Raw genomic sequence first — 19,675 nt, 5'->3', positions numbered from 1 at the left:
TCCCGAACCCGGAAGCTAAGCCCACCAGCGCCGATGGTACTGCACCCGCCAGGGTGTGGGAGACTAGGACACCACCGAACACCCCTTCCAAAGGGCCCGCTAGGATAGCCAATCGGCCACCCTAGCGGGCCCTTTGCGCATACCCACACACTCGGAAGAAAGCTAGTAGGACACCACCGAACACAACCAAAAAAGAACCGCGAGGCTTCGGTCGAGAGCAACCCTCTCCCGAAACCTCGCGGCCCTTTTTTACCGCGCACCCGTACCCTGGCCCAGTGAGCACTCCGTACCTGCTGATCATGAGGCCCTGGTCGAAAACCTTTCGTTCTCCCAGGGCCTCGAGGCATTTCAACGCCACGTGCACGGGGGCGATGGGCGACTTCAGGCGCCGACTTCGAGAATTCCGCCGATCGATTCGCGAAGCGCGGCCAGCCGGGTCGAGGCCGCTTCGCGTGCGGCGCTCAGTGCGCCGGCGTCCATGACCGGCTCGGTCACCTGGAGATAGGTCTTCAGTTTCGGCTCGGTACCGGATGGCCGGATCACCACCCGAACGCCTGGCCCCTTGATCCGTAGGCCGTCCGTTTCGGGCAGCAGATCCTCCGTGGTCACCGGCACACCGGCGAGTTCGGCCGGGGGAGCCGAGCGTAGGGCGGTCATCAGTTTCGCTCGCACACCCAGATCAGTGACCCGCAGGGACACCTGGTCGGTCAGGTGAACCCCATGCCGGACGGCGAGCTCGTCGAGCATGTCAAGCAGCGAACGACCGGCCGCCCGCACTGTCGCGGCCAGGTCGCAGGCCAGCACCGCGGCCGCGATTCCGTCCTTGTCCCGGACGAAATCCGGGTTGACGCACAGCCCCAGCGCCTCCTCGTAGGCGTAGACCAGCCCGTCGCCGGCACGCATGAGCCATTTGAAGCCGGTCAACGTCTCCGCGTAGCGGGCGCCGTGCGCGACGGCGATTTCCCCGAGCATCTCCGACGACACGATCGTGGTGGCCACCAACGGATCAGCGGCATTCGTCGTGGACAATACGTGTTCGCCCAGCAGGACGCCGGTTTCGTCGCCACGCAGCATTCGCCACGACCCGTCGCGTTCCCGCACCCCCAGCGCGCACCGGTCGGCGTCCGGATCGAGCGCGATGGCCAGGTCGGCGTCTACTTCGGACGCGAGCGCGAGCAGCAGGTCGGTGGCGCCGGGCTCCTCCGGGTTCGGGAGCGGGACCGTCGGGAAGTTCGGGTCCGGTGTGGACTGCTCGGGGACCATGTGGAGGTCGGTGAAACCGGCCCCTTCGAGGGCCCGCGTCAGGGTGGCGGCGCCGACCCCGTGCAGCGCCGTCGCGGCCACTCGCAACGTGCGCGCGTTACCCCTGGGCAGTTCGGCGACCTTCGCCAGGTACCCGTTCAGCAAGTCGTCGCCGAGGACGAGCGCACCCGGCGTGCGGGGGATCCGCAGCGCGGCGGGCGCCTTGGCGATCGCGTCCTCGATCTCGCGATCGGCAGGCGGTACGATCTGGGCTCCGCTGCGGTCATACAGCTTGTAGCCGTTGTCGGCGGGCGGATTGTGCGACGCGGTGATCTGGATCCCCGCGACCGCGCCCAGCTTCTTGACCGCGAAGGCCAGTACGGGTGTCGGGAGTGGACGAGGCAGCGCGCGGACGTCGAAGCCCGCGGCGTGGAGGACTTCGGCGGCCGCGATGGCGAACGTCTCCGAACCGTGCCGGGCGTCCCGGCCGATGACGACGGTCCGGCCGGATTCGCCCTGCCGCGCCAGCCACGCGGCCACGCCCGCGGTGGTGCGGACGACGACCGCGCTGTTCATCCCGTTCGGGCCGGCGCGCATCGGGCCGCGCAGGCCGGCAGTGCCGAATTCGAGCGGGCCAGCCATTCGCTCCGCAAGCTCGGCCGCCGTGCCCGGTATCCCGCCGAGCGCGGAGGCGAGTACCGCCTGCAGCTCTTCACGAGCGTCGGAATCGACGTCGTCGGCGATCCAGCGGAAGGCCCGGTCACGCAAGTCGGGCGTCAGCCGGAATTCGTTGCTCACGCGGTCAGCGTACGTGCCACGAGGTGTTTACCCGGTAACACGTCGCAGGCCGGCGAATGACCGGTTATAGTCGGCTTACATGCGCATCCTGTTTGCCAGCCTGCCGACGCATGGTCACACCTATCCGGTGATCCCGCTGGCGCTCGCCGCCCGGGACGTAGGTCATGACGTGCTCTTCGCTACCGGCGAGTCGTTCCACCACTGTCTCGCCGGGTTCGGCCTGGCCGCTGTCCCAGCGGGAATCGGGATGCCGGAGGCGTTCGTCAGGGCGGCAGGCGGAACCCTGGGGGACCGCGCCAGTATCACGCCGGAACGGCAGGCGGAGCTGGTGGCCGAGGCCTTCGGAAACGTGCTGCCCCGGGCCAACGCGGCCGACCTCCGCCCGGTCCTGGAGCGTGTCCAGCCCGACCTCGTCGTGTACGAGTCGGCCAACCGCGGCGCTTTCTTCGCGGCCAAGCTGGCGGGTGTACCCGGAATCTGCCACGGCATCGGCCGAGCGGGGTTCGTCGACAACCACCCGATCGGCGAACGGCTCCAGGCTTTCGCGGCGGAAGTCGGGGTTGACTTCCCGATCGAAAAGAACCGTGATGGCGGCGATCCCTACCTCGACATCTACCCCGCCTCGATGCAGGACAAGGAGTTCCTCAAAGCGGGGAACCGGATCCCCCTGAAGCCGGTGCCGGTGAACGAGCCCGGCCGGCTCCCCGCCTGGCTGGCGGCCCGGAAACGTGACCGGCCGCTGGTCTATCTCACGCTCGGGACCGTGTTCGGCGCCATCCCGGTCCTGCGGCAGGCCATCGACGGGCTCGGCGCGCTGGATGTCGACGTGCTCGTCGCGGCCGGGCCGACCATCGATGTCGACGCGCTGACGGAGGTGCCGGACCGGGTGAGGGTCGAGAAATGGGTGCCCCAGGCCGAACTGCTCCCGCAGGCCGACCTTGTGGTGCATCACGGCGGCAGCGGTACCACGCTGGGCGCGCTGGCCAACGGGCTGCCTCAGCTGGTGCTCCCGCAAGGTGCCGACCAGTTCAGCAATGCCGAAGTCGTCACGGCGGCCGGCGCGGGCGACCAGCTACTCGGGGGCGATCAGTCAGCGGAAGCGGTCACCGCCAAGGTGAATCACCTGCTCACCGGCGAGGAGTACCGCGCGGCGGCCAAGGCGGTCGCGACCGAAATCGCCGCGATGCCCTCGCCCGAAGCCACCGTCGCGGTACTGCCGGAAATCGCGTCAGGCGCGGGCGACTAGGGCCCGCAGGAGAGTGCCCATGCGGGTCGCCGAAGCCCGGCCCGCTTCGAGCACCTCCTCGTGGCTGAGCGGCTCACCGGTCATCCCGGCCGCGAGGTTGGTCACCAGCGACAGCCCGAACACCTCGACCCCGGCCGCGCGGGCGGCGATGGCCTCCAGCACGGTCGACATCCCGACCAGGTCGGCGCCGAGCGTGCGCAGCATCCGGATCTCCGCCGGGGTCTCGAAATGCGGCCCCGGCAGGCCGGCGTACACACCTTCCTCCAGGCCCGGGTCGATTTCGCGAGCCAGCTTGCGCAGCCGGTGCGAGTACAGGTCGACGAGGTCGACGAAGTTCGCTCCGGTGATCGGCGAGGTGGCGGTCAGGTTCAGGTGGTCGCTGATGAGCACCGGCTGACCGACTGCGAAGCCTTCGCGCAGGCCGCCCGCGGCGTTGGTGAGCAGCACCGACTTGACCCCGACCGCCGCCGCGGTGCGCACGTTGTGCACCACCCGCGCCACACCCTTGCCCTCGTAGAGGTGGGTGCGGCCGAGCAGGACCAGTGCCCGCTTGCCGTCCACGTCCACCGAGCGCACGGTGCCGCCGTGGCCGACCGCGGTCGGCCTTTCGAACCCCGGCAGGTCACCGAGCGGGATCTCGGTGTCCGGGGTACCGAGCACGTCGGCGGCCGGCCGCCAGCCGGAACCCAGCACCAGGGCGATATCGTGCTTGGCGATGTTGGTGCGCTCCGCGATGGTGGTCGCCGCGGCGGAAGCGAGGTCTTGTTCGCTCATGGCCTCATCGTCTCAGGGCGCCGACGGGTTCCGAAGACCGCCGTGACCTGGCCGACCGCACGGCGAGGAACGCGACTAGGCCGATCGGGGACAGGAAGATCGTCAGCAGCAGGATCGGGCTGACGACGGGCGCGCCGATCCCGCGCTCCCTGCCCTCGAAGTACATCCACCGGCCAAGGAACAGGTCGAAGGCCACCAGATGCGCCCAGATCGCCGTCGCTCCGTACGGCTGGCCGAGAAACGCTTGCAGCGCCGGGAGATCCGGCCGGCTCACCACCCGCCACAGCTCACCGAAATGGGGCAGCGCGACCGCGAAGTACACCGCCAGCGGGAGCAGCGGCACCCACGGCGACGACATGATCCGCCGGGTCCACGCCCAGTGCGGCACGAAGATCATCAACGCCCAGAGCGGCGCCGCCAGGTAGCACGCCGAGTCGAACAGGGTCACCGGACCACCTCTTCCGACCGCGGTTCCACGGCCGCGCGCCGCGGGGACGGGGCGAGCGTGAGCACCGTGGTTGCCAGCGCCGCGCCGACGAGGACGCCCAGTGCGGTGAGGGTGAGGCCATCGGGGTGGATGAGCGACTGACCACGCAGCGCTTGCCAGGTGACCAGCGCCACCAGGCCGCCGTAGACACCACCGGCGATCCACACCAGGCGGCCCCGGACGGTGTCGAAGCCCAACCTCGGGAACCGGCGGGCCAGCAGGCCGAGCAGGACCACGAACAGCGGCAGCGCCTGCAGGGCATGCATCCCGACGAAATGCGGAATGCGCAGGTCACCGCCGATGGTGCTCCACCCGGTGATCGGCATGCCCGGCCCACCGTCCCTGGCGCCCACGGTGTGCGCGCCGATCACTCCCTGGGCCCCGGCCTGGCCCGCCGGCCGGGTCACCATCAACGCGCCGAGTCCGATTCCGACGACCGAGATGACCATTCCGATCCGGATGGCCAGCCGGCTGGCGGTGTCGGCGATCGGCTGGCGGAGCAAGGGCACCGTGAGCGCCATCGTGCCGATCCAGAGCCCGGCGGCGCTCACGCCCATGATCACGTAGAGGGTGCGGTCGAAGGGGGTGGCGACGTTGAAGTGGCTGGGCCGGCCGCGCACCGTCTGGGTGGCGATGATGACGTACTCCGCGGCCAGCAATGCGACGAGGCCGGCCGCAACCCGGTTCGCCAGTCGTTTCCCCCGCGTGAGCTTCGACGTCAGCCAGGCCCAGGTCAGGCAGTAGATGGCGAAGGATACGGCGAACTTGAACGGCTTCAGCCAGATCGGCGCGCCGAGCAGAATCCGGTCGTCGAAGAACAGTCCCCCAAGGGAGATGAAGCCCATCACGCCCATCACGCCCGCGAAGACCGTCATCGGACGGTTCCAGGTGGCCATGCTTCCTCCTCAATATGGATAGTGACTCTATCCGCTATGGTAAGTTAAACTATCCATCCTGGGAAGACTCACCGGGAGGGTCGCCTTGCGGATGGCGGAACTGAGCAGTGCGTCGGGCGTGCCGGTCGCGACGATCAAGTACTACCTGCGCGAAGGACTGCTCCCACCCGGCGAGCGCACGAGTCCCAACCAGGCCCGCTACGGCGAGGAACACGTCCGACGGCTGAAGATGGTCCGGGCGCTGCTCGACGTCGGCGGGCTGTCCATCGCCGGGGTGCGTGAAGTTCTCGCCGCGATCGACGACCGCACCTCGACGCACAGCGTCCTCGGCATCGCCCAGCACGGCCTGCCCGCGCCGAAGCCGCGGGTGGACGACGAGTCCCGGGCCTGGGCGATGTCACTGATCGAGAAGATCGGCGAGGAGCGCGGGTGGGACGTGAAATCCGACGACGTCGTGGTCGAGTCGCTGGTCGGCACACTTTGCGTGTATGCCGAACTGAACCGCACCGACCTGCTCGCGCGGATCTCCGACTACGCGGAACTGGCCGAGGGGTTGGCCGAGGTCGACCTGGGCATGCTCTCCGCCCTGCCCACGACGGAGTCCATTGTGGAGGGTGCGGTGATCGGCACGGTGCTGGGGGACGCCCTGTTCACCGCGCTACGCCGGCTTGGGCACCAGAACGCTTCGGCGCGCCGGTTCAGGAGGTGATGGTGAAGGTCGGCAGGATCCGGTCGGCGAGCGTGGTCCGGGCAGTGAACTCCTGTTCGGTCGGCACGGTCACGCTCACCGCCCACAGGCTCCCGTTGTTGGCCTGGAAGATCTTCGCGAACGTGGTTCTGCTGATCTGGGCGCCGTTCGCGGTGTCCAGCGCGCGGCAGGTGAGCATGACGCCGTTGGCCGGTTTCGGCAGCGGGCTCTTCGCGACCTGGTTGTAGCCCCGGGTCTTCGCGAGCGCCGACAGGTACGCGTCGATGGTGTAGCCGGGGAAGTAGTTGGCGAAATGGTCGACCGCGAGCATCTGGGAGCCGTCCGGCGAGATCCACTGGACCAGGGTCGACGGCGGCAGGTTGTCCCCGGCCTGGGGGCTGGTGAACCGCTGCCATTCCGCGGGCACCTCCACCGTGAACCTGGCGTCCTCCCCCCGGATGCTGGCGGCGTCGCCGTCCTGCCGCTCGAAGTTGGTGGGTGGTGACTCAGCGGGAGCCGTGGTCGCCGGGCGCGGTGGCGGGGTGATCGGCTGCCCACCGATGGCCCGCGCCGCGACGAAACCGCCGACCGCGGAAACGAGGAAGAGCAGGATCGCGGCAGCGGTGAGCAGTGCCGTGGTCAGCACGGTGCGGCCGGCCGGCTCCGGCCTCGGCACAGGAGCGGGCGCGAACGGCAGCGGACCGGGGTCCGGGGCCAGTTGCATGCTCGTTTCGACGGGTTTCTCCACCACCCTCGGCACGGGCGGCGAAGCGGCCATGATCTCCCGTGTGTCGGTCGCGTCGACACGCCGCCCGCTCGCCTTGCGGAACATCTCCGGGCCGAACAGCACCCGCGGAGCCTTGGTGAGCAGCGGATACAGCTGCTGGCGGACCTCGCGCAGCGGCATCCGGTCCCGGGGCTCCTTCGCCATCAAACCGATGATCACCGGCGCGAGCGGGCACGGGCTCGGGCGCGGCACCTCGCCCTTGACCACCTTCCCGACGGTCTCCAGCGGGTCGCCGTCGGCGTCATAGGGCGGGTGTCCCTCGATGGTGTGGAACAGGGTCGCGCCGAGCCCCCACAGGTCGGCCGCCGGGGTGACCGCGCGTCCGGAAGCCACTTCCGGGGCGATGTAGGCGGGTGAACCCAGGGCCATCCCGGTCCTGGTCATGGTCGCTTCGGACACGTTGCGCGCGATGCCGAAGTCGGTCAGCTTGATCCGCCCGTCGTCGGCGACCAGCACGTTGCCGGGCTTCACATCGCGATGGGTGATCCCGGCGTCGTGCGCGGCCTCCAGCGCGGCGGCGACGGCGTCCCCCACGGCGGCCGCCTGCTCGACGGTGAGCGGGCCGTGCTCACGCAGCAGTTCGGCGAGACTGTGCGACGACAGCAACTCCATCACCACGAACGGCAGGCCGTTTTCCCGCGCCACGTCGTGCAGCACGATCACGTTCGGGTGAGACAGCACGCCGATGGCTCTGGCCTCGCGAAGGGTCCGCTCGCGCAGTTCGTCCGCCTGGGTAGCGGTCACCCCGGGAGGGAGCAGGATTTCCTTGACCGCCACCGGCCGTTGCAGGAAGTCGTCGTAGGCCGACCACACGGTGCCCATGGACCCGGAGCCCAGCACTGAGCGTAGCCGGTAGCGCCCGGCGACGACTCGTGACTCTTCGCTGGCAGAGGACACGCGCTCATTGTGTCAGCGCCGCCGGTGGCGCGTGCAGGGGTTCGGGTGGCCGAGGGAACGCGAGCAGGCTCACACTTGTGCCCATGCGAGGGTCCCTAGCATCGGTAACTATGACTCAGGCCGGCACGACGCCCGAAGAACTCGCGCTTGCCGCCGAGTTCGGCCAGGTCCGCCGGGCGGACTGGCAGCGGTTCGTGGCCGGAGTTCTGCGCAAGAGCGGCGCGCTGCCGGAGAACTTCACCGGAGCGCCCGAAAGCCTGCTCACCAGCACGACCTACGACGGCATCGAGATCCAGCCGCTCTACACCGCCGAAGACCAGGCACCACCAGCGGGTTTCCCGGGGGTGGCGCCGTTCGTGCGGGGCGCCAGGCCGGAGGGTTCGGTGGGGACCGGCTGGGACGTCCGGGCGCTGCATGCGCATCCGGACCCGGCCGCCACGAACCGGGCCGTGCTCGCCGACCTGGAAAACGGTGCCACCTCGCTGTGGCTGCGGCTTCCGGCGTCCTCGCTGGCGGACGCGCTGGCCGGTGTCCAAGTTGACCTTGCCCCCGTTGTCCTGGAGCCGGGCGAGGACTTCGAGAACGCGGCGAACGCCCTGCTCGAACTGTTCGGCGGGCTGCCGGGCAGCGAGGTCGTCGCGGTCATCGGCGCGGACCCGGTCGGCCTGCGTGCACGCACCGGCCAACCGCACGAGCTGGCCCCCGTGGCCGCGCTCGCGGCCAGGCTGGCCGGGCCGCACCCGAAGCTGCGCACCATCGTGGCCGACGGGCTGCCGTTCCACGAGGCGGGCGGGTCGGACGCCCAGGAACTGGGCGCGACGATCGCGGCGGGCGTGGCCTACCTGCGGGCGCTCACCGACGCCGGGCTGAGCGTCGGCCGGGCGGCGGCCCAGCTCGAGTTCCGGCTGGCCGCCACCGCCGACCAGTTCCTCACCATCGCGAAACTGCGCGCCGCCAGGCGGCTCTGGGCGCGGGTCACGGAGGTGTCCGGGGGAACCGCGCTCGGGATGCGGCAGCACGCGGTGACTTCGCCCGCGATGCTGACCAGGCGCGATCCCTGGGTGAACATGCTGCGGACCACCGTCGCCTGCTTCGCCGCCGGGGTCGGCGGCGCGGACGCGGTGACCGTGCTGCCGTTCGACGCCGCGATCGGGCTGCCCGAGGAGTTCTCCCGCCGGATCGCACGGAACACCCAGTCGATCCTGCTGGAGGAGTCCCGGCTGGCCGGGGTGATCGACCCGGCCGGTGGTTCGTGGTTCGTGGAAAACCTGACCGACGCGCTGGCGAACGCCGCGTGGCGCGAGTTCACCGAGCTCGAACGGCAGGGCGGGATATTGTCCGCTTTGGACTCCGGATTTCTCGCCGAACGGCTGGCGCGGACCTTTCAGGAGCGCTCGAAACGGCTTGCCACGCGCGAAGACCCGATTACCGGCATCAGTGAATTCCCTTACCTGGCAGAGAAACCGGTCGAGCGGGTATCGGATCCGTCTCATGTGGACGAGCACGGTGGGTTGCCACGGATCCGGTACGCGCAGGCCTACGAGGAACTGCGTGAAATGTCCGACGCGCATCTGGCCGAGCACGGAGCACGGCCGAAGATCTTCCTGGCCACGCTCGGTCCGGTAGCCGCGCACACCGCCCGCGCCACGTTCGCGTCGAACCTGTTCCAGGCGGGAGGCGTCGAGCCGGTCAACCCGGGTGCCGTGGACGACGTGGTCGGGGCGTTCCGGGTGAGCGGCGCCACCATCGCATGTGTCTGCGGCAGCGACCGGTCCTACGCCGAGCAGGCCAGCGCGGTCGCGGCCGGGTTGCGCGAAGCGGGTGCGATCGACGTGCTGCTGGCCGGAAAGCCCGGCGAATATCCCGGGATCGGTGGGTACGTCCACACCGGTTGTGACGCTCTGGCCGCCCTGCGGGACGTCCTCGAGAAGCTGGGAGTGAAGTGATGGCCATCCCCGACTTCGCCGACGTCGAACTCGGCATCCCCGACCCCGGCAGCCAGGACGGGTGGGCGGAGGCGCTGGAGTCGTCCACCGGGAAGGGCGCCGACGCGCTGGCCTGGGAAACACCCGAGGGGATCGGCGTCAAACCGCTGTACACCGCGGCTGATCTATCCGATGTGGACTTCCTGGGCACGTATCCCGGGGTCGCGCCGTTCCTGCGCGGGCCGTACCCCACCATGTACACCACCCAGCCGTGGACGATCCGGCAGTACGCGGGGTTCTCCACCGCGGAGGAGTCCAACGCCTTCTACCGGCGCAATCTCGCGGCCGGGCAGAAGGGCCTGTCCGTGGCCTTCGACCTGGCCACCCACCGCGGTTACGACTCGGATCATCCGCGCGTCGCCGGTGACGTCGGCATGGCGGGCGTGGCCATCGACTCCATCTACGACATGCGCCAGCTCTTCGACGGCATTCCGCTGGACAAGATGAGCGTGTCGATGACCATGAACGGCGCGGTGCTGCCGGTTTTGGCGCTCTACATCGTCGCCGCCGAGGAACAGGGGGTCGGACCGGAACAGCTCGCCGGGACCATCCAGAACGACATCCTCAAGGAGTTCATGGTCCGCAACACCTACATCTACCCGCCGCAGCCGTCGATGCGGATCATCTCCGACATCTTCGCGTTCACCTCGCACCGGATGCCGCGGTTCAACTCGATCTCCATCTCCGGCTACCACATGCAGGAAGCCGGGGCGACCGCCGACCTGGAACTGGCCTACACGCTCGCCGACGGTGTCGAGTACATCCGCGCCGGACTCGACACGGGGCTGGAGATCGACAAGTTCGCGCCCCGGCTGTCCTTCTTCTGGGCGATCGGCATGAACTTCTTCATGGAGGTCGCGAAGATGCGCGCGGCCCGGCTGCTGTGGGCCAAGCTGGTCAAGCAGTTCGAGCCGCGCAGTGAGAAGTCCCTGTCCCTGCGCACGCACTGCCAGACTTCGGGCTGGTCGCTCACCGCGCAGGACGTCTACAACAACGTGGTCCGTACCTGCGTCGCGGCCATCGCCTCGACGCAGGGCCACACGCAGTCCCTCCACACCAACGCGCTGGACGAGGCGCTCGCGCTGCCCACCGACTTCTCCGCACGGATCGCCCGGAACACGCAGCTGCTGCTCCAGCAGGAGTCCGGCACCACCCGGGTGATCGACCCGTGGGGTGGCAGTGCTTTCGTCGAACGGCTCACCTACGACCTGGCGCGCAAGGCCTGGGCGCACATCAGCGAGGTCGAGTCCGCCGGGGGCATGGCCCGTGCCATCGACGCCGGGATTCCCAAGCTGCGTATCGAAGAGGCCGCCGCGCGCACGCAGGCGCGGATCGACTCCGGACGTCAGCCGGTGATCGGCGTCAACAAGTACCGCGTCGTCTCCGACGAGCAGGTCGACGTGCTCAAGATCGACAACGCCGGGGTGCGCGCGCAGCAACTGGAGAAGTTGCGGCGGCTGCGTGCGGAACGGGACCAGCAGGCGGCCGAGGACGCGCTGCGCAGGCTCACCGCGGGCGCCGAAGGGGACGGGAACCTCCTCGCGCTGGCCATCGACGCCGCCCGCGCCAAAGCCACTGTCGGTGAGATCTCCGAGGCGCTGGAAAAGGTTTGGGGACGCCATTCCGGCCAGATTCGTACCATTTCCGGGGTGTACCGGGACGAGGTCGGGAAAGCCGGGAACGTGGACAAGGTACGGGTACGGGTCGAGCGGTTCGCCGAGGCCGAGGGCCGCCGGCCACGGATCCTGGTCGCCAAGATGGGCCAGGACGGGCACGACCGCGGGCAGAAGGTGATCGCGACCGCGTTCGCCGACCTGGGGTTCGACGTGGACGTCGGCCCGCTGTTCTCGACCCCGGCCGAGGTCGCGCGGCAGGCGATCGAGGCGGACGTGCACATGGTCGGCGTGTCGTCGCTCGCGGCGGGACACCTGTCGCTGGTGCCCGCGCTCCGCGGGGAACTCGTCCAGCAGGGCCGTGACGACATCATGATCGTGGTCGGCGGTGTCATCCCCCCACAGGACTACGACGCCCTGCGCGAGGCCGGAGCGGCGGCGATCTTCGGGCCCGGCACGGTCATCGCGGACGCCGCTCTCGGCCTGCTGGACCAACTGGAAGCCGCCGAGGGTCCCTGAGTGGCTCGCAAGATCGACGTCGGCGCCTACGCGAAGGGCGTCCTCGCGGGTGATCGCGGCACCCTGTCGAGGGCGATCACGCTGGTCGAGTCGAACCGGGCCGACCACCGGCAGCTGGCCCAGGAACTGCTGGTCGAGCTGTTGCCGCACACCGGGGGCGCCCGGCGGGTCGGTATCACCGGCGTGCCCGGGGTCGGCAAGTCGACCTTCATCGACCAGCTCGGTACCGACCTCACCGCGGCCGGGCACCGGGTCGCCGTGCTCGCCGTCGACCCGTCGTCGACCAGGACCGGCGGCAGCATCCTTGGCGACAAGACCAGGATGGCGCGGCTGGCCGTGGACCCGGCGGCGTTCATCCGGCCGTCGCCGACCTCCGGCACGCTCGGCGGCGTGGCCAGGGCGACCCGCGAGACGATCGTGCTGATGGAGGCCGCGGGGTACGACGTCGTGCTGGTCGAAACCGTCGGGGTCGGGCAGTCCGAGGTGACCGTGGCGAACATGGTCGACTGCTTCCTCTTCCTCACCCTGGCCAGGACCGGCGACCAGTTGCAGGGCATCAAGAAGGGCGTGCTGGAACTCGCCGACGTGATCGCCGTGAACAAGGCCGACGGGCCGCACGAGCGGGACGCCAAGCGGGCGGCCCGCGAGCTGTCCGGAGCCCTGCGGATGATCTACGGGCCCGACGCGCCCTGGACCCCACCGGTGCTGACCTGTAGCGGGCTGCACGACGTCGGGCTGGACACGGTGTGGCAACAGATCGAGCGGCACCGGGAGCTGATGGTCTCCTCGGGTGAACTGGACCGTAAGCGCAAGCAGCAGCAGGTGGACTGGACCTGGGCGATGGTGCGCGACCAGGTGCTCGACCGGCTCGCCCGGCATCCCGCCGTGCGGGCCGTGGTGCCCGAGGTCGAGCAGGCGGTGCGGGACGGCGAGCTCACCGCGACGCTGGCCGCGCAACGCATCCTGGATGCCTTTTCCGACGTGACTTCCCGTAGCTGACCAGGCACACTGGTTTACCGGCGAGTTTGAGGGAGGTGGGGATGATCAAGAAACTGCTGGCGGGGCTGCTACTCGGCGTCGTGGTCCTGTTCGCCGCGCCCGCCGCGCCGGCCGCCTCGGCGAGCACGTCGATCGGGGTCGTCGCGCAGCAGGCCACCGCGCCTCCCGGGCCGCGCATCGACCCCGCGGACACCGACAAGGCGAACGCGCAGAAGACCAAGAGCAAGGTCGTCGTCGGCGTGACCGCGGTGGTGCTGCTGGGAATCGTCGTGTGGGGCCGGAGCATTCGCAGGAAGCGGCGCAAGAGCGCGGACGACCAGGCGAAGGGCAAGTAGCCCGGAGAGTGGTTACAGCTAGACCGAACTTCCCAATGCCGTTCAACGCAGAACTACTACCGGCCGTCCGCCTGGGCACCGCGTAAGCGGACAGTTGCCGCACGTATGGGGCAGGATTGCGGCAAACGGGTTAAATCTGATGTTGTACGGAGGTTGGGCGTGACCGTGCTCGACTCACGGCTTCCCGGTGACCGTGATGGCAGTGCCCCGGTCGAGGCGCTGGACGCGCTGATCACGGCAGACGGGGTCAGCATGGCACATGTGACCGACCTCGGAGCGGGGAGAGGACCGTTCTGGCTGGACGAGTGGCTGGAACGTGCCGGCAGTGACCTGGTGGCCTGGCGGCGGCACATCCACGCCCACCCGGAGCTCGCGCGCGACGAGTTCGCCACGACCGAGCTGATCGGCGCCGTGCTGCGCTCGGCCGGGCTGCAGCCCGAGGTGCTGCCGGGCGGCACCGGCCTGATCTGCGACGTCGGCAGCGGCCCGGCCTGCGTCGCGCTGCGCGCCGACATCGACGCGCTGCCGCTGCCCGAGGCGACCGGGCTACCCTATGCGTCCACTGTGGAGGGTGTGGCGCACTCCTGCGGGCACGACGCGCACACCGCCATCCTGCTCGGCGCCGCGATGGCCCTGTCCTCGGCGGCGGAGCTGCCGGGCCGGGTCCGGCTGATCTTCCAGCCCGCCGAGGAGGTCATGCCGGGCGGCGCGCTCGACGTGATCGCGGCCGGCGGGCTGGACGGCGTGGACCGGATCTTCGGGCTGCACTGCGACCCGCGGTTGGAGGTCGGGCTCGTCGGCTCCCGCGTGGGCGCGCTGACCTCGGCGGCCGACCTGATCGAGCTGCGGCTGACCTCGCCGGGCGGGCACACGTCACGGCCCCATCTGACCGCGGACCTCGTGCACGCGCTGGGCGTGGTCATCACCTCCCTGCCCGCGGTGCTTTCCCGCCGGGTCGACCCGCGATCGGGCACGGTGCTCGTGTGGGGCGCGGTGCACGCGGGCCAGGCGGCGAACGCGGTGCCGCAGGACGGCGTGCTCCGTGGCACCCTGCGGACGGCGGATCACGAGGTGTGGAAGGCGCTCGAGCCGCTGGTCTCGTCTTCGGTGGAGTCGCTGCTCGCGCCGACGGGCGTCGGGTTCACCCTGGACTACCGGCGTGGCGTCCCGCCGCTCGTCGGCGACGAGGAAAGCACGGCCGTGCTGCGTGCCGGTGTCGGCGCCGCACTCGGCGACAAGTCGCTGACCGGCACCGACCAGTCGTCCGGTGGCGAGGACTTCGCGTGGTACCTCGAGCACACTTCCGGCGCGTTCGCCCGCCTCGGCGTGTGGTCCGGCGCCGGTGAACAGTGCGACCTGCACCGCCCCACCTTCCAGCTCGACGAACGCGCCCTCCCCGTCGGTGTCCGCGTCCTGGTGCACACCGCCCTGGCCGCCCTCGCCTGACCGCCGCGAGTCGGGCTTTCGTGGCGCGTGAGTCGGGCTTTCGTGACGTGCGAGTTCGCGTTCCGGGACGGCTGAGTCGGGTCGAAGAATGCGGATGCGCGCGTCCGAGTTGTCCACATGGGACCGAGTTGTCCACAGATTTCGTTTCCGGGGTTGAATTACTCGCGGATTGCGAGACTGTCGATACGTGCTGTCACTACCAGAAGGACTACACGGGGTGTACTCCCGTCTCGAACTCAACCGCAGCCTGACTCCGCGGGTTCTCAGGTCCGTCGTCAGACAGGGCCTCTTGGCGTCTTTCTCGCGAGACGTGTTCGTGGATCCGCACCGGGCCACCGAGTTCCATACCCGTGCGGCGGCTTCTTTGCTGTATGCCGGCTCGGAGGCCGTGCTCAGCGGGCACAGTGCACTCGTGGCGCACGGGTGCTCCGCCGCGGATCCGGCGCCCATCCACGTGCTCGTGCCTTATCACCGGAACCTTGGTTCACGGCCCGGCCTGCTAGTCCACAACGGACGATTCGAATGGCAAGACGTCACCGAAATAGCAGGTCTCAGGGTGCTCGCGGTCGATGTGGCGCTCGCCGAAGTGCTGTGCCGGGGTGACCGGAGATCGGGAATCGCCTGCGCGGATCAGGCTCTTGCCCTGTTGCCGGAAAACGAGCGCGCCGAATTCCGGGCGTGGACCGCGGAGAGAATCCGCACCCGCGATGATCCGCGAGGCAAGTTGCGGGGCGTCGCGTTGCTGGACCTGGCGACCGGGCTTGCCGAATCGCCGGCGGAGAGTTGGCTGTTGCTGAGCCTGGCCGATGCCGGTCTGCCGGTGCCCCAGCCGCAGGTGCAGATTTTCGACATCGCGGGCAACGTGATCTACCGGCTTGACTTCGGCTGGCCTGAGCCGAGGGTCGCGGTCGAGTACGACGGCTACGCCGCCCACGAGAACCGTAAGGAGCGGGATGTCGCTCGGGACGAGGACCTTCGCCGCCGGGGATGGACCATGATCAGGGCTGATGCCGCCGATCTGAAGGACCCGAGCCGAGTGGTCGCGGCGGTGCGGGCCGCCTTCCGGGCCAGAGGATTCGCGGAGTAGGGAGCGGGACGTCGCGAAACCTGGACTCGCGTGTCGCGAAACCTGGACTCGCGTGTTGGGAAAGCTGGACTCGCGGGGGACTAGGGGCCGATGCCGCGGCAGGGGCGGGTGCGGAGGTCGTCGACGTAGTCCTTGGGGGCGCCGGCGGCTTCGGCGGCGTCGGCTAGGACGCCGAGGTAGCGGGCCGAGGGGAGGCCGCCTTCATAGGCGTCGAGCACGTAGAGCCAGGCCACCACGGAACCGTCCATGGTCTGCACGCGCAGGCGGATCTTGTTGTGCAGGCCGAGTTCTCCGCCTTCCCATCGGTCGAGCAGGGCTTCGTCCAGCGGGCTGACGTCGTAGAGCACCACGAACACCCGGGAGCCCGGGTCTTCGACGATCGTGGCGAGCGCGCCCTCCCAGCCGATGTCCTCGCCGCCGAAGGTGAGCCGCCATCCTTCCAGCCATCCCGTGCCGGCCATCGGCGAATGCGGCGCGCGCTCCATCATCTGCGTCGGTTCCATGTTGGACCCGTAGGCGGCATACAACGGCACCCCCATAGAGTAGCCGCAGCGCGCGGCGCTTCCTTTGAGGGCGACAGGTGGGACTTCGGGGAGACCCTCCTATGGTTGTCGTGGACAAGGCGTCCGGAAACCTGACGTGCCTGCCGGGGCGAGTGGCCGAGGGCTCCGACCAGTAAGAACGCGGTGGGCGTGTTTCGGACGGGCACTCGAGCGGGTGATGGAGGAGCGCACGTGACCAGGATCGTGATCATGGGTGGTGGCCCGGCGGGTTACGAGGCAGCGCTGGTGGCGGCGCAACACGCCGCCGATGTGACCGTGGTCGAACGGGATGGGCTCGGCGGCGCCTGTGTGCTCTACGACTGTGTGCCGTCCAAGACCTTCATCGCCTCCTCCGGCGCCCGCGCGAACATGCACGGGCTCGGCGAGCTGGGCATCGCGACCGACGTGGCCGATGTCGGCGTCGACCTGCCGACGGTGCACGGCCGTGTGAAGGGGCTGGCGCTGGCCCAGTCGGCGGACATCCGGGCCCGGGTCCAGTGTGAGGGCGTGCGCGTGATCATCGGTGGGGCGCGGTTCTGCGACGAGGAACCCGGGCTGGCCACGCACAAGGTCGCGGTGACCCCCCGCTCGGGCGACCCCTTCGTGCTCGACGCGGATGTCGTGCTCGTCGCCACCGGCGCGACCCCCCGCGTGCTGCCGGGCGCGGTCCCCGACGGCGAGCGCATCCTCGACTGGCGCCAGCTCTACGACCTGCCCGAGCTTCCGGAACATCTGGTCGTGGTCGGTTCGGGTGTCACAGGCGCCGAGTTCGCCTCCGCGTACACGGAAATGGGCGTCAAGGTCACCCTGGTCTCCAGCCGTGACCGCGTCCTGCCGCACGAGGACGCCGACGCCGCCGCCGTGCTGGAGGAGGTCTTCTCCCAGCGCGGGACCGCGGTCGCGAAGCACGCTCGCGCCGAACGTGTCGAGCGCGTCGAAAAAGGTGTGGCCGTGCACCTCGCCGACGGCAGGGTGATCGAGGCCAGCCACGCTTTGATGACGGTCGGCTCGGTCCCCAACACGGCCGACATCGGGCTGGAGAAGGTCGGCATCGAACCAGGGCCCGGTGGGTTCATCACAGTGGACCGGGTCTCCCGCACGAGCGTTCCGGGCGTGTACGCGGCCGGTGACTGCACGGGCGTGCTCATGCTCGCGTCCGTGGCGAGCATGCAGGGCCGGATCGCGATGTGGCACGCGCTGGGCGAGGGCGTCGCCCCGATCAAGCTGAAGACGGTCGCGGCGAACGTGTTCACGCACCCGGAAATCGCCACCGTCGGCATCAGCCAGCAAGCCATCGATTCCGGTGAGGTGCCGGCGCGCACGATCATGCTGCCGCTGGCCACCAACGCCCGCGCGAAGATGGAGGGTCTGCGGCACGGGTTCGTGAAGCTGTTCTGCCGTCCGGCCACCGGTGTGGTGGTGGGTGGTGTCGTGGTGGCGCCGACCGCGAGCGAGCTGATCCTGCCGATCGCGCTCGCCGTGCAGAACCAGCTCACCGTCGACCATCTCGCGCTGACGTTCTCGGTGTACCCGTCGCTGTCGGGCTCCATCACCGAGGCGGGCCGCCAGTTGATGCGGCACGACGACCTGGACTGACCTGGACTGACAAGATCTCCCGGGACGAGACCCGCGTCACGGTTCGGTCTCGCGGACAACGTGCCGGCGGCGGTAGGCGCTGTTGAAGCAAAGAGTCCCTACCGCTGCGAGGTTCGCTATGAGAGGAATTCCGCGCCTTCTCGCCGCTTTGCTCGCGCTTGTGCTGCTGGTCGGGTGTTCGGCGAAACCGGCCCAGGTGGTTCCGCCGCCGGCCGGGGGTTCGACGCGGACCACCGGACCGGAGCGCGCCGAACACGCGACCGTGGACATTCCCAAGATCGACGCGCGTTCCTCGCTGGTTTCGCTCAGCCTGAACCCGGACCAGACGGTCGAGGTCCCGCCGGTCAGCGCGCCCATGCAGGCGGGCTGGTACTCCTACGGCCCGGCGCCGGGAGAACCCGGCCCCGCGGTGATCCTGGGACATGTGGACGGTGATCACCAGAAGGGGATTTTCTTCCGGCTGAAGGAACTCGTGCCCGGTGACCAGGTGTCCGTGTCCCGCAAGGACGGCTCGACCGTCCGGTTCGTGGTGACCAAAGTGGATCAGGTCGGCAAGGATTCCTTTCCCACCGAGGGAGTGTACGGCGACACGGCGGGGCCGGAGTTGCGGCTGATCACCTGTGGCGGCAGCTTCGACCGGGCCGCGCACAGCTATCGCGACAACATCATCGTCTACGCGGCCCTCCGCTGAGCCCTGTTTTTGTCGGTGCCTGGTGCGAGACTGTGAGCATCTCCACAGACATCTACTACAGACAGGAGCTCGACATGGTCGTCCGTGACACCCCCTGGCCCGAGGGCACGCCATCCTGGGTCGACGTGATGGTGCCCGACACGCAGCGTGCGGCCGCGTTCTACAGTGGGCTGTTCGGCTGGCAGCCCGAGGATCAGGGCGAGGAGTATGGCCATTATCAGATCGCCTCGCTCGAGGGTAAGAGTGTCGCCGCGATCGGCCCGAAAATGCCGGGAATGGAGGGAGTTCCGTCCACCTGGACCACCTATCTCTCGGTTGCCGACGTGGACAAGACGGCGGCGAAGATCACCGAGGCCGGCGGTCAGCTGATGATGCCGCCGGGTGATGTCGGGGACGCGGGCCGCATGGCGGTGGCGGCCGATCCGGCCGGCGCCGTGTTCGGGCTGTGGCAGGCCAGGGAAATGATCGGTATCCAGCTCGCCGGCATACCGGGAACGCTGGTCTGGAACGAGTGCATGACTCGCGACTTCGATGGTGCGAAGGCCTTTTACGCGGAGGTGTTCGGCTACCGCGTCCAGGACATGTCCGGTGAGGGTTTCCGCTACGTGACGCTCAATTTGAACGACCGCCCGATCGGCGGATTGGGCGCGATCCCGGAGCAGATGCCCGCCGAGACGCCTTCGCACTGGGCGGTTTATTTCGGTGTTTCCGACACCGATGCCGCCGCCGCCCGCATTCAGGAACTGGGTGGTTCTGTGCTTTCCGACCCGCAGGACACGCCGTACGGCCGCATGGCTCAGGTGACCGACGACCAGGGCGTGCCGTTCAGCGTGATCTCGGTGAGTGGCGAGTAGCTATTGGAAAATTCGCGAAAAATTCAGGCAACTTGAAGGCCTCCTCAGGTGTGCTCGACTTTTGCGGTTATGCGGCGGCTTGTGCCCAGGCGTGCTGGACTTCCATGATTTCTTGGGTTGTGGCTGGTCGGGGTGATGTTGGCATAAAACGGGCGGCGATGATCTGGCGTCGGAGCTTGGTGAGCATGTCCAG

General features: G+C 69.2%; 17 protein-coding genes and 1 rRNA gene. 12 read left to right on the top strand and 6 right to left on the bottom strand.

The window, feature by feature from the left end; translation table 11 throughout:
• Positions 1–80, top strand: a 5S ribosomal RNA gene (gene rrf, locus VJT49_RS35610); the annotation flags it as partial.
• Between the two features lie 301 nt (positions 81–381).
• Here rrf and VJT49_RS23100 read toward each other — a convergent pair.
• Positions 382–2,022, bottom strand: a complete 1,641-nt coding sequence (locus tag VJT49_RS23100) for a phospho-sugar mutase (protein WP_324166990.1) — start codon at positions 2,020–2,022, stop codon at positions 382–384.
• A gap of 97 nt (positions 2,023–2,119) precedes the next feature.
• Between VJT49_RS23100 and VJT49_RS23095 the strand changes: the two genes are divergently transcribed.
• Positions 2,120–3,286 (top strand): glycosyltransferase, encoded by a 1,167-nt coding sequence (locus tag VJT49_RS23095; RefSeq protein WP_324166989.1) that lies wholly within the window; start codon positions 2,120–2,122, stop codon positions 3,284–3,286.
• On the opposite strand, the gene VJT49_RS23090 is transcribed toward VJT49_RS23095, so the two are convergent.
• From VJT49_RS23090 to VJT49_RS23080, 3 genes are read right to left on the bottom strand one after another with little or no spacing between them, the layout of a single operon-like run.
• Positions 3,269–4,060, bottom strand: coding sequence for a purine-nucleoside phosphorylase (locus tag VJT49_RS23090; protein WP_324166988.1), 792 nt, complete (start codon positions 4,058–4,060; stop codon positions 3,269–3,271). The genes VJT49_RS23095 and VJT49_RS23090 overlap by 18 nt on opposite strands.
• 4 nt (positions 4,061–4,064) lie before the next feature.
• Positions 4,065–4,508, bottom strand: a complete 444-nt coding sequence (locus tag VJT49_RS23085) for an ABA4-like family protein (RefSeq protein ID WP_324166987.1) — start codon at positions 4,506–4,508, stop codon at positions 4,065–4,067.
• Positions 4,505–5,443, bottom strand: coding sequence for a hypothetical protein (locus VJT49_RS23080; protein WP_324166986.1), 939 nt, complete (start codon positions 5,441–5,443; stop codon positions 4,505–4,507). The genes VJT49_RS23085 and VJT49_RS23080 overlap by 4 nt, the downstream gene beginning before the upstream one ends.
• A 91-nt stretch (positions 5,444–5,534) precedes the next feature.
• Between VJT49_RS23080 and VJT49_RS23075 the strand changes: the two genes are divergently transcribed.
• On the top strand, positions 5,535–6,152 hold the full coding sequence (locus VJT49_RS23075) for a MerR family transcriptional regulator (protein WP_324166985.1): 618 nt from the start codon (positions 5,535–5,537) through the stop codon (positions 6,150–6,152).
• On the opposite strand, the gene VJT49_RS23070 is transcribed toward VJT49_RS23075, so the two are convergent.
• A complete protein-coding gene (locus tag VJT49_RS23070; RefSeq protein WP_324166984.1) occupies positions 6,142–7,815 on the bottom strand; it encodes a serine/threonine-protein kinase in 1,674 nt (557 codons plus the stop codon). The genes VJT49_RS23075 and VJT49_RS23070 overlap by 11 nt on opposite strands.
• Positions 7,816–7,925: 110 nt before the next feature.
• Here VJT49_RS23070 and VJT49_RS23065 point away from each other — a divergent pair, with 110 nt between their 5' ends.
• The 6 genes from VJT49_RS23065 (at position 7,926) to VJT49_RS23040 (ending at position 15,799) form a co-directional block, all read left to right on the top strand.
• On the top strand, positions 7,926–9,761 hold the full coding sequence (locus tag VJT49_RS23065; RefSeq protein ID WP_324166983.1) for a methylmalonyl-CoA mutase family protein: 1,836 nt from the start codon (positions 7,926–7,928) through the stop codon (positions 9,759–9,761).
• Entirely contained in the window at positions 9,761–11,932 is a 2,172-nt protein-coding gene (gene scpA / locus VJT49_RS23060) for a methylmalonyl-CoA mutase (RefSeq protein ID WP_324166982.1), read from the top strand. The genes VJT49_RS23065 and scpA overlap by 1 nt, the downstream gene beginning before the upstream one ends.
• The gene (gene meaB / locus VJT49_RS23055) at positions 11,933–12,931 is read left to right on the top strand and encodes a methylmalonyl Co-A mutase-associated GTPase MeaB (RefSeq protein ID WP_324166980.1); all 999 of its coding nucleotides are present in this window, start codon (positions 11,933–11,935) and stop codon (positions 12,929–12,931) included.
• A gap of 41 nt (positions 12,932–12,972) precedes the next feature.
• Complete coding sequence (locus tag VJT49_RS23050; protein WP_324166979.1) at positions 12,973–13,266, top strand: hypothetical protein; 294 nt, start codon at positions 12,973–12,975, stop codon at positions 13,264–13,266.
• A 159-nt stretch (positions 13,267–13,425) separates the two neighbouring features.
• Positions 13,426–14,712 carry an amidohydrolase gene (locus VJT49_RS23045; protein WP_324166978.1) on the top strand — a complete coding sequence of 429 codons (1,287 nt, stop codon included), beginning with the start codon at positions 13,426–13,428 and terminating at the stop codon, positions 14,710–14,712.
• 289 nt (positions 14,713–15,001) lie between these two features.
• Complete coding sequence (locus VJT49_RS23040) at positions 15,002–15,799, top strand: DUF559 domain-containing protein (protein WP_324166977.1); 798 nt, start codon at positions 15,002–15,004, stop codon at positions 15,797–15,799.
• 80 nt (positions 15,800–15,879) lie between these two features.
• Here the strand turns inward: VJT49_RS23040 and VJT49_RS23035 are convergent, their stop codons facing one another.
• Complete coding sequence (locus VJT49_RS23035) at positions 15,880–16,332, bottom strand: gamma-glutamylcyclotransferase (RefSeq protein WP_324166976.1); 453 nt, start codon at positions 16,330–16,332, stop codon at positions 15,880–15,882.
• A 201-nt stretch (positions 16,333–16,533) separates the two neighbouring features.
• Here VJT49_RS23035 and VJT49_RS23030 point away from each other — a divergent pair, with 201 nt between their 5' ends.
• The 3 genes from VJT49_RS23030 (at position 16,534) to VJT49_RS23020 (ending at position 19,482) form a co-directional block, all read left to right on the top strand.
• Positions 16,534–17,937, top strand: a complete 1,404-nt coding sequence (locus VJT49_RS23030; RefSeq protein WP_324166975.1) for an NAD(P)H-quinone dehydrogenase — start codon at positions 16,534–16,536, stop codon at positions 17,935–17,937.
• A 118-nt stretch (positions 17,938–18,055) separates the two neighbouring features.
• Entirely contained in the window at positions 18,056–18,628 is a 573-nt protein-coding gene (locus VJT49_RS23025; protein ID WP_324166974.1) for a class F sortase, read from the top strand.
• 74 nt (positions 18,629–18,702) lie between these two features.
• A complete protein-coding gene (locus VJT49_RS23020; RefSeq protein WP_324166973.1) occupies positions 18,703–19,482 on the top strand; it encodes a VOC family protein in 780 nt (259 codons plus the stop codon).
• Positions 19,483–19,675: the final 193 nt, after the last annotated feature.

It is taken from the genome of Amycolatopsis sp. (genome assembly GCF_035276945.1).
Taxonomy (GTDB): Bacteria; Actinomycetota; Actinomycetes; order Mycobacteriales; family Pseudonocardiaceae; genus Amycolatopsis_E.
Note: the sequence above shows the minus strand (reverse complement) of the source record. Positions and strands in the feature narration are given on the sequence as shown.

What these genes read in the sequence shown, in the direction of transcription:
- VJT49_RS23025 (WP_324166974.1), top strand. Translation starts at nt 18,056, where the DNA reads ATGAGAGGAATTCCGCGCCTTCTCGCCGCTTTGCTCGCGCTTGTGCTG.
- VJT49_RS23050 (WP_324166979.1), top strand. Translation starts at nt 12,973, where the DNA reads ATGATCAAGAAACTGCTGGCGGGGCTGCTACTCGGCGTCGTGGTCCTG.
- scpA (WP_324166982.1), top strand. Translation starts at nt 9,761, where the DNA reads ATGGCCATCCCCGACTTCGCCGACGTCGAACTCGGCATCCCCGACCCC.
- VJT49_RS23075 (WP_324166985.1), top strand. Translation starts at nt 5,535, where the DNA reads ATGGCGGAACTGAGCAGTGCGTCGGGCGTGCCGGTCGCGACGATCAAG.
- VJT49_RS23065 (WP_324166983.1), top strand. Translation starts at nt 7,926, where the DNA reads ATGACTCAGGCCGGCACGACGCCCGAAGAACTCGCGCTTGCCGCCGAG.
- VJT49_RS23080 (WP_324166986.1), bottom strand. Translation starts at nt 5,443, where the DNA reads ATGGCCACCTGGAACCGTCCGATGACGGTCTTCGCGGGCGTGATGGGC.
- VJT49_RS23090 (WP_324166988.1), bottom strand. Translation starts at nt 4,060, where the DNA reads ATGAGCGAACAAGACCTCGCTTCCGCCGCGGCGACCACCATCGCGGAG.
- VJT49_RS23020 (WP_324166973.1), top strand. Translation starts at nt 18,703, where the DNA reads ATGGTCGTCCGTGACACCCCCTGGCCCGAGGGCACGCCATCCTGGGTC.
- VJT49_RS23095 (WP_324166989.1), top strand. Translation starts at nt 2,120, where the DNA reads ATGCGCATCCTGTTTGCCAGCCTGCCGACGCATGGTCACACCTATCCG.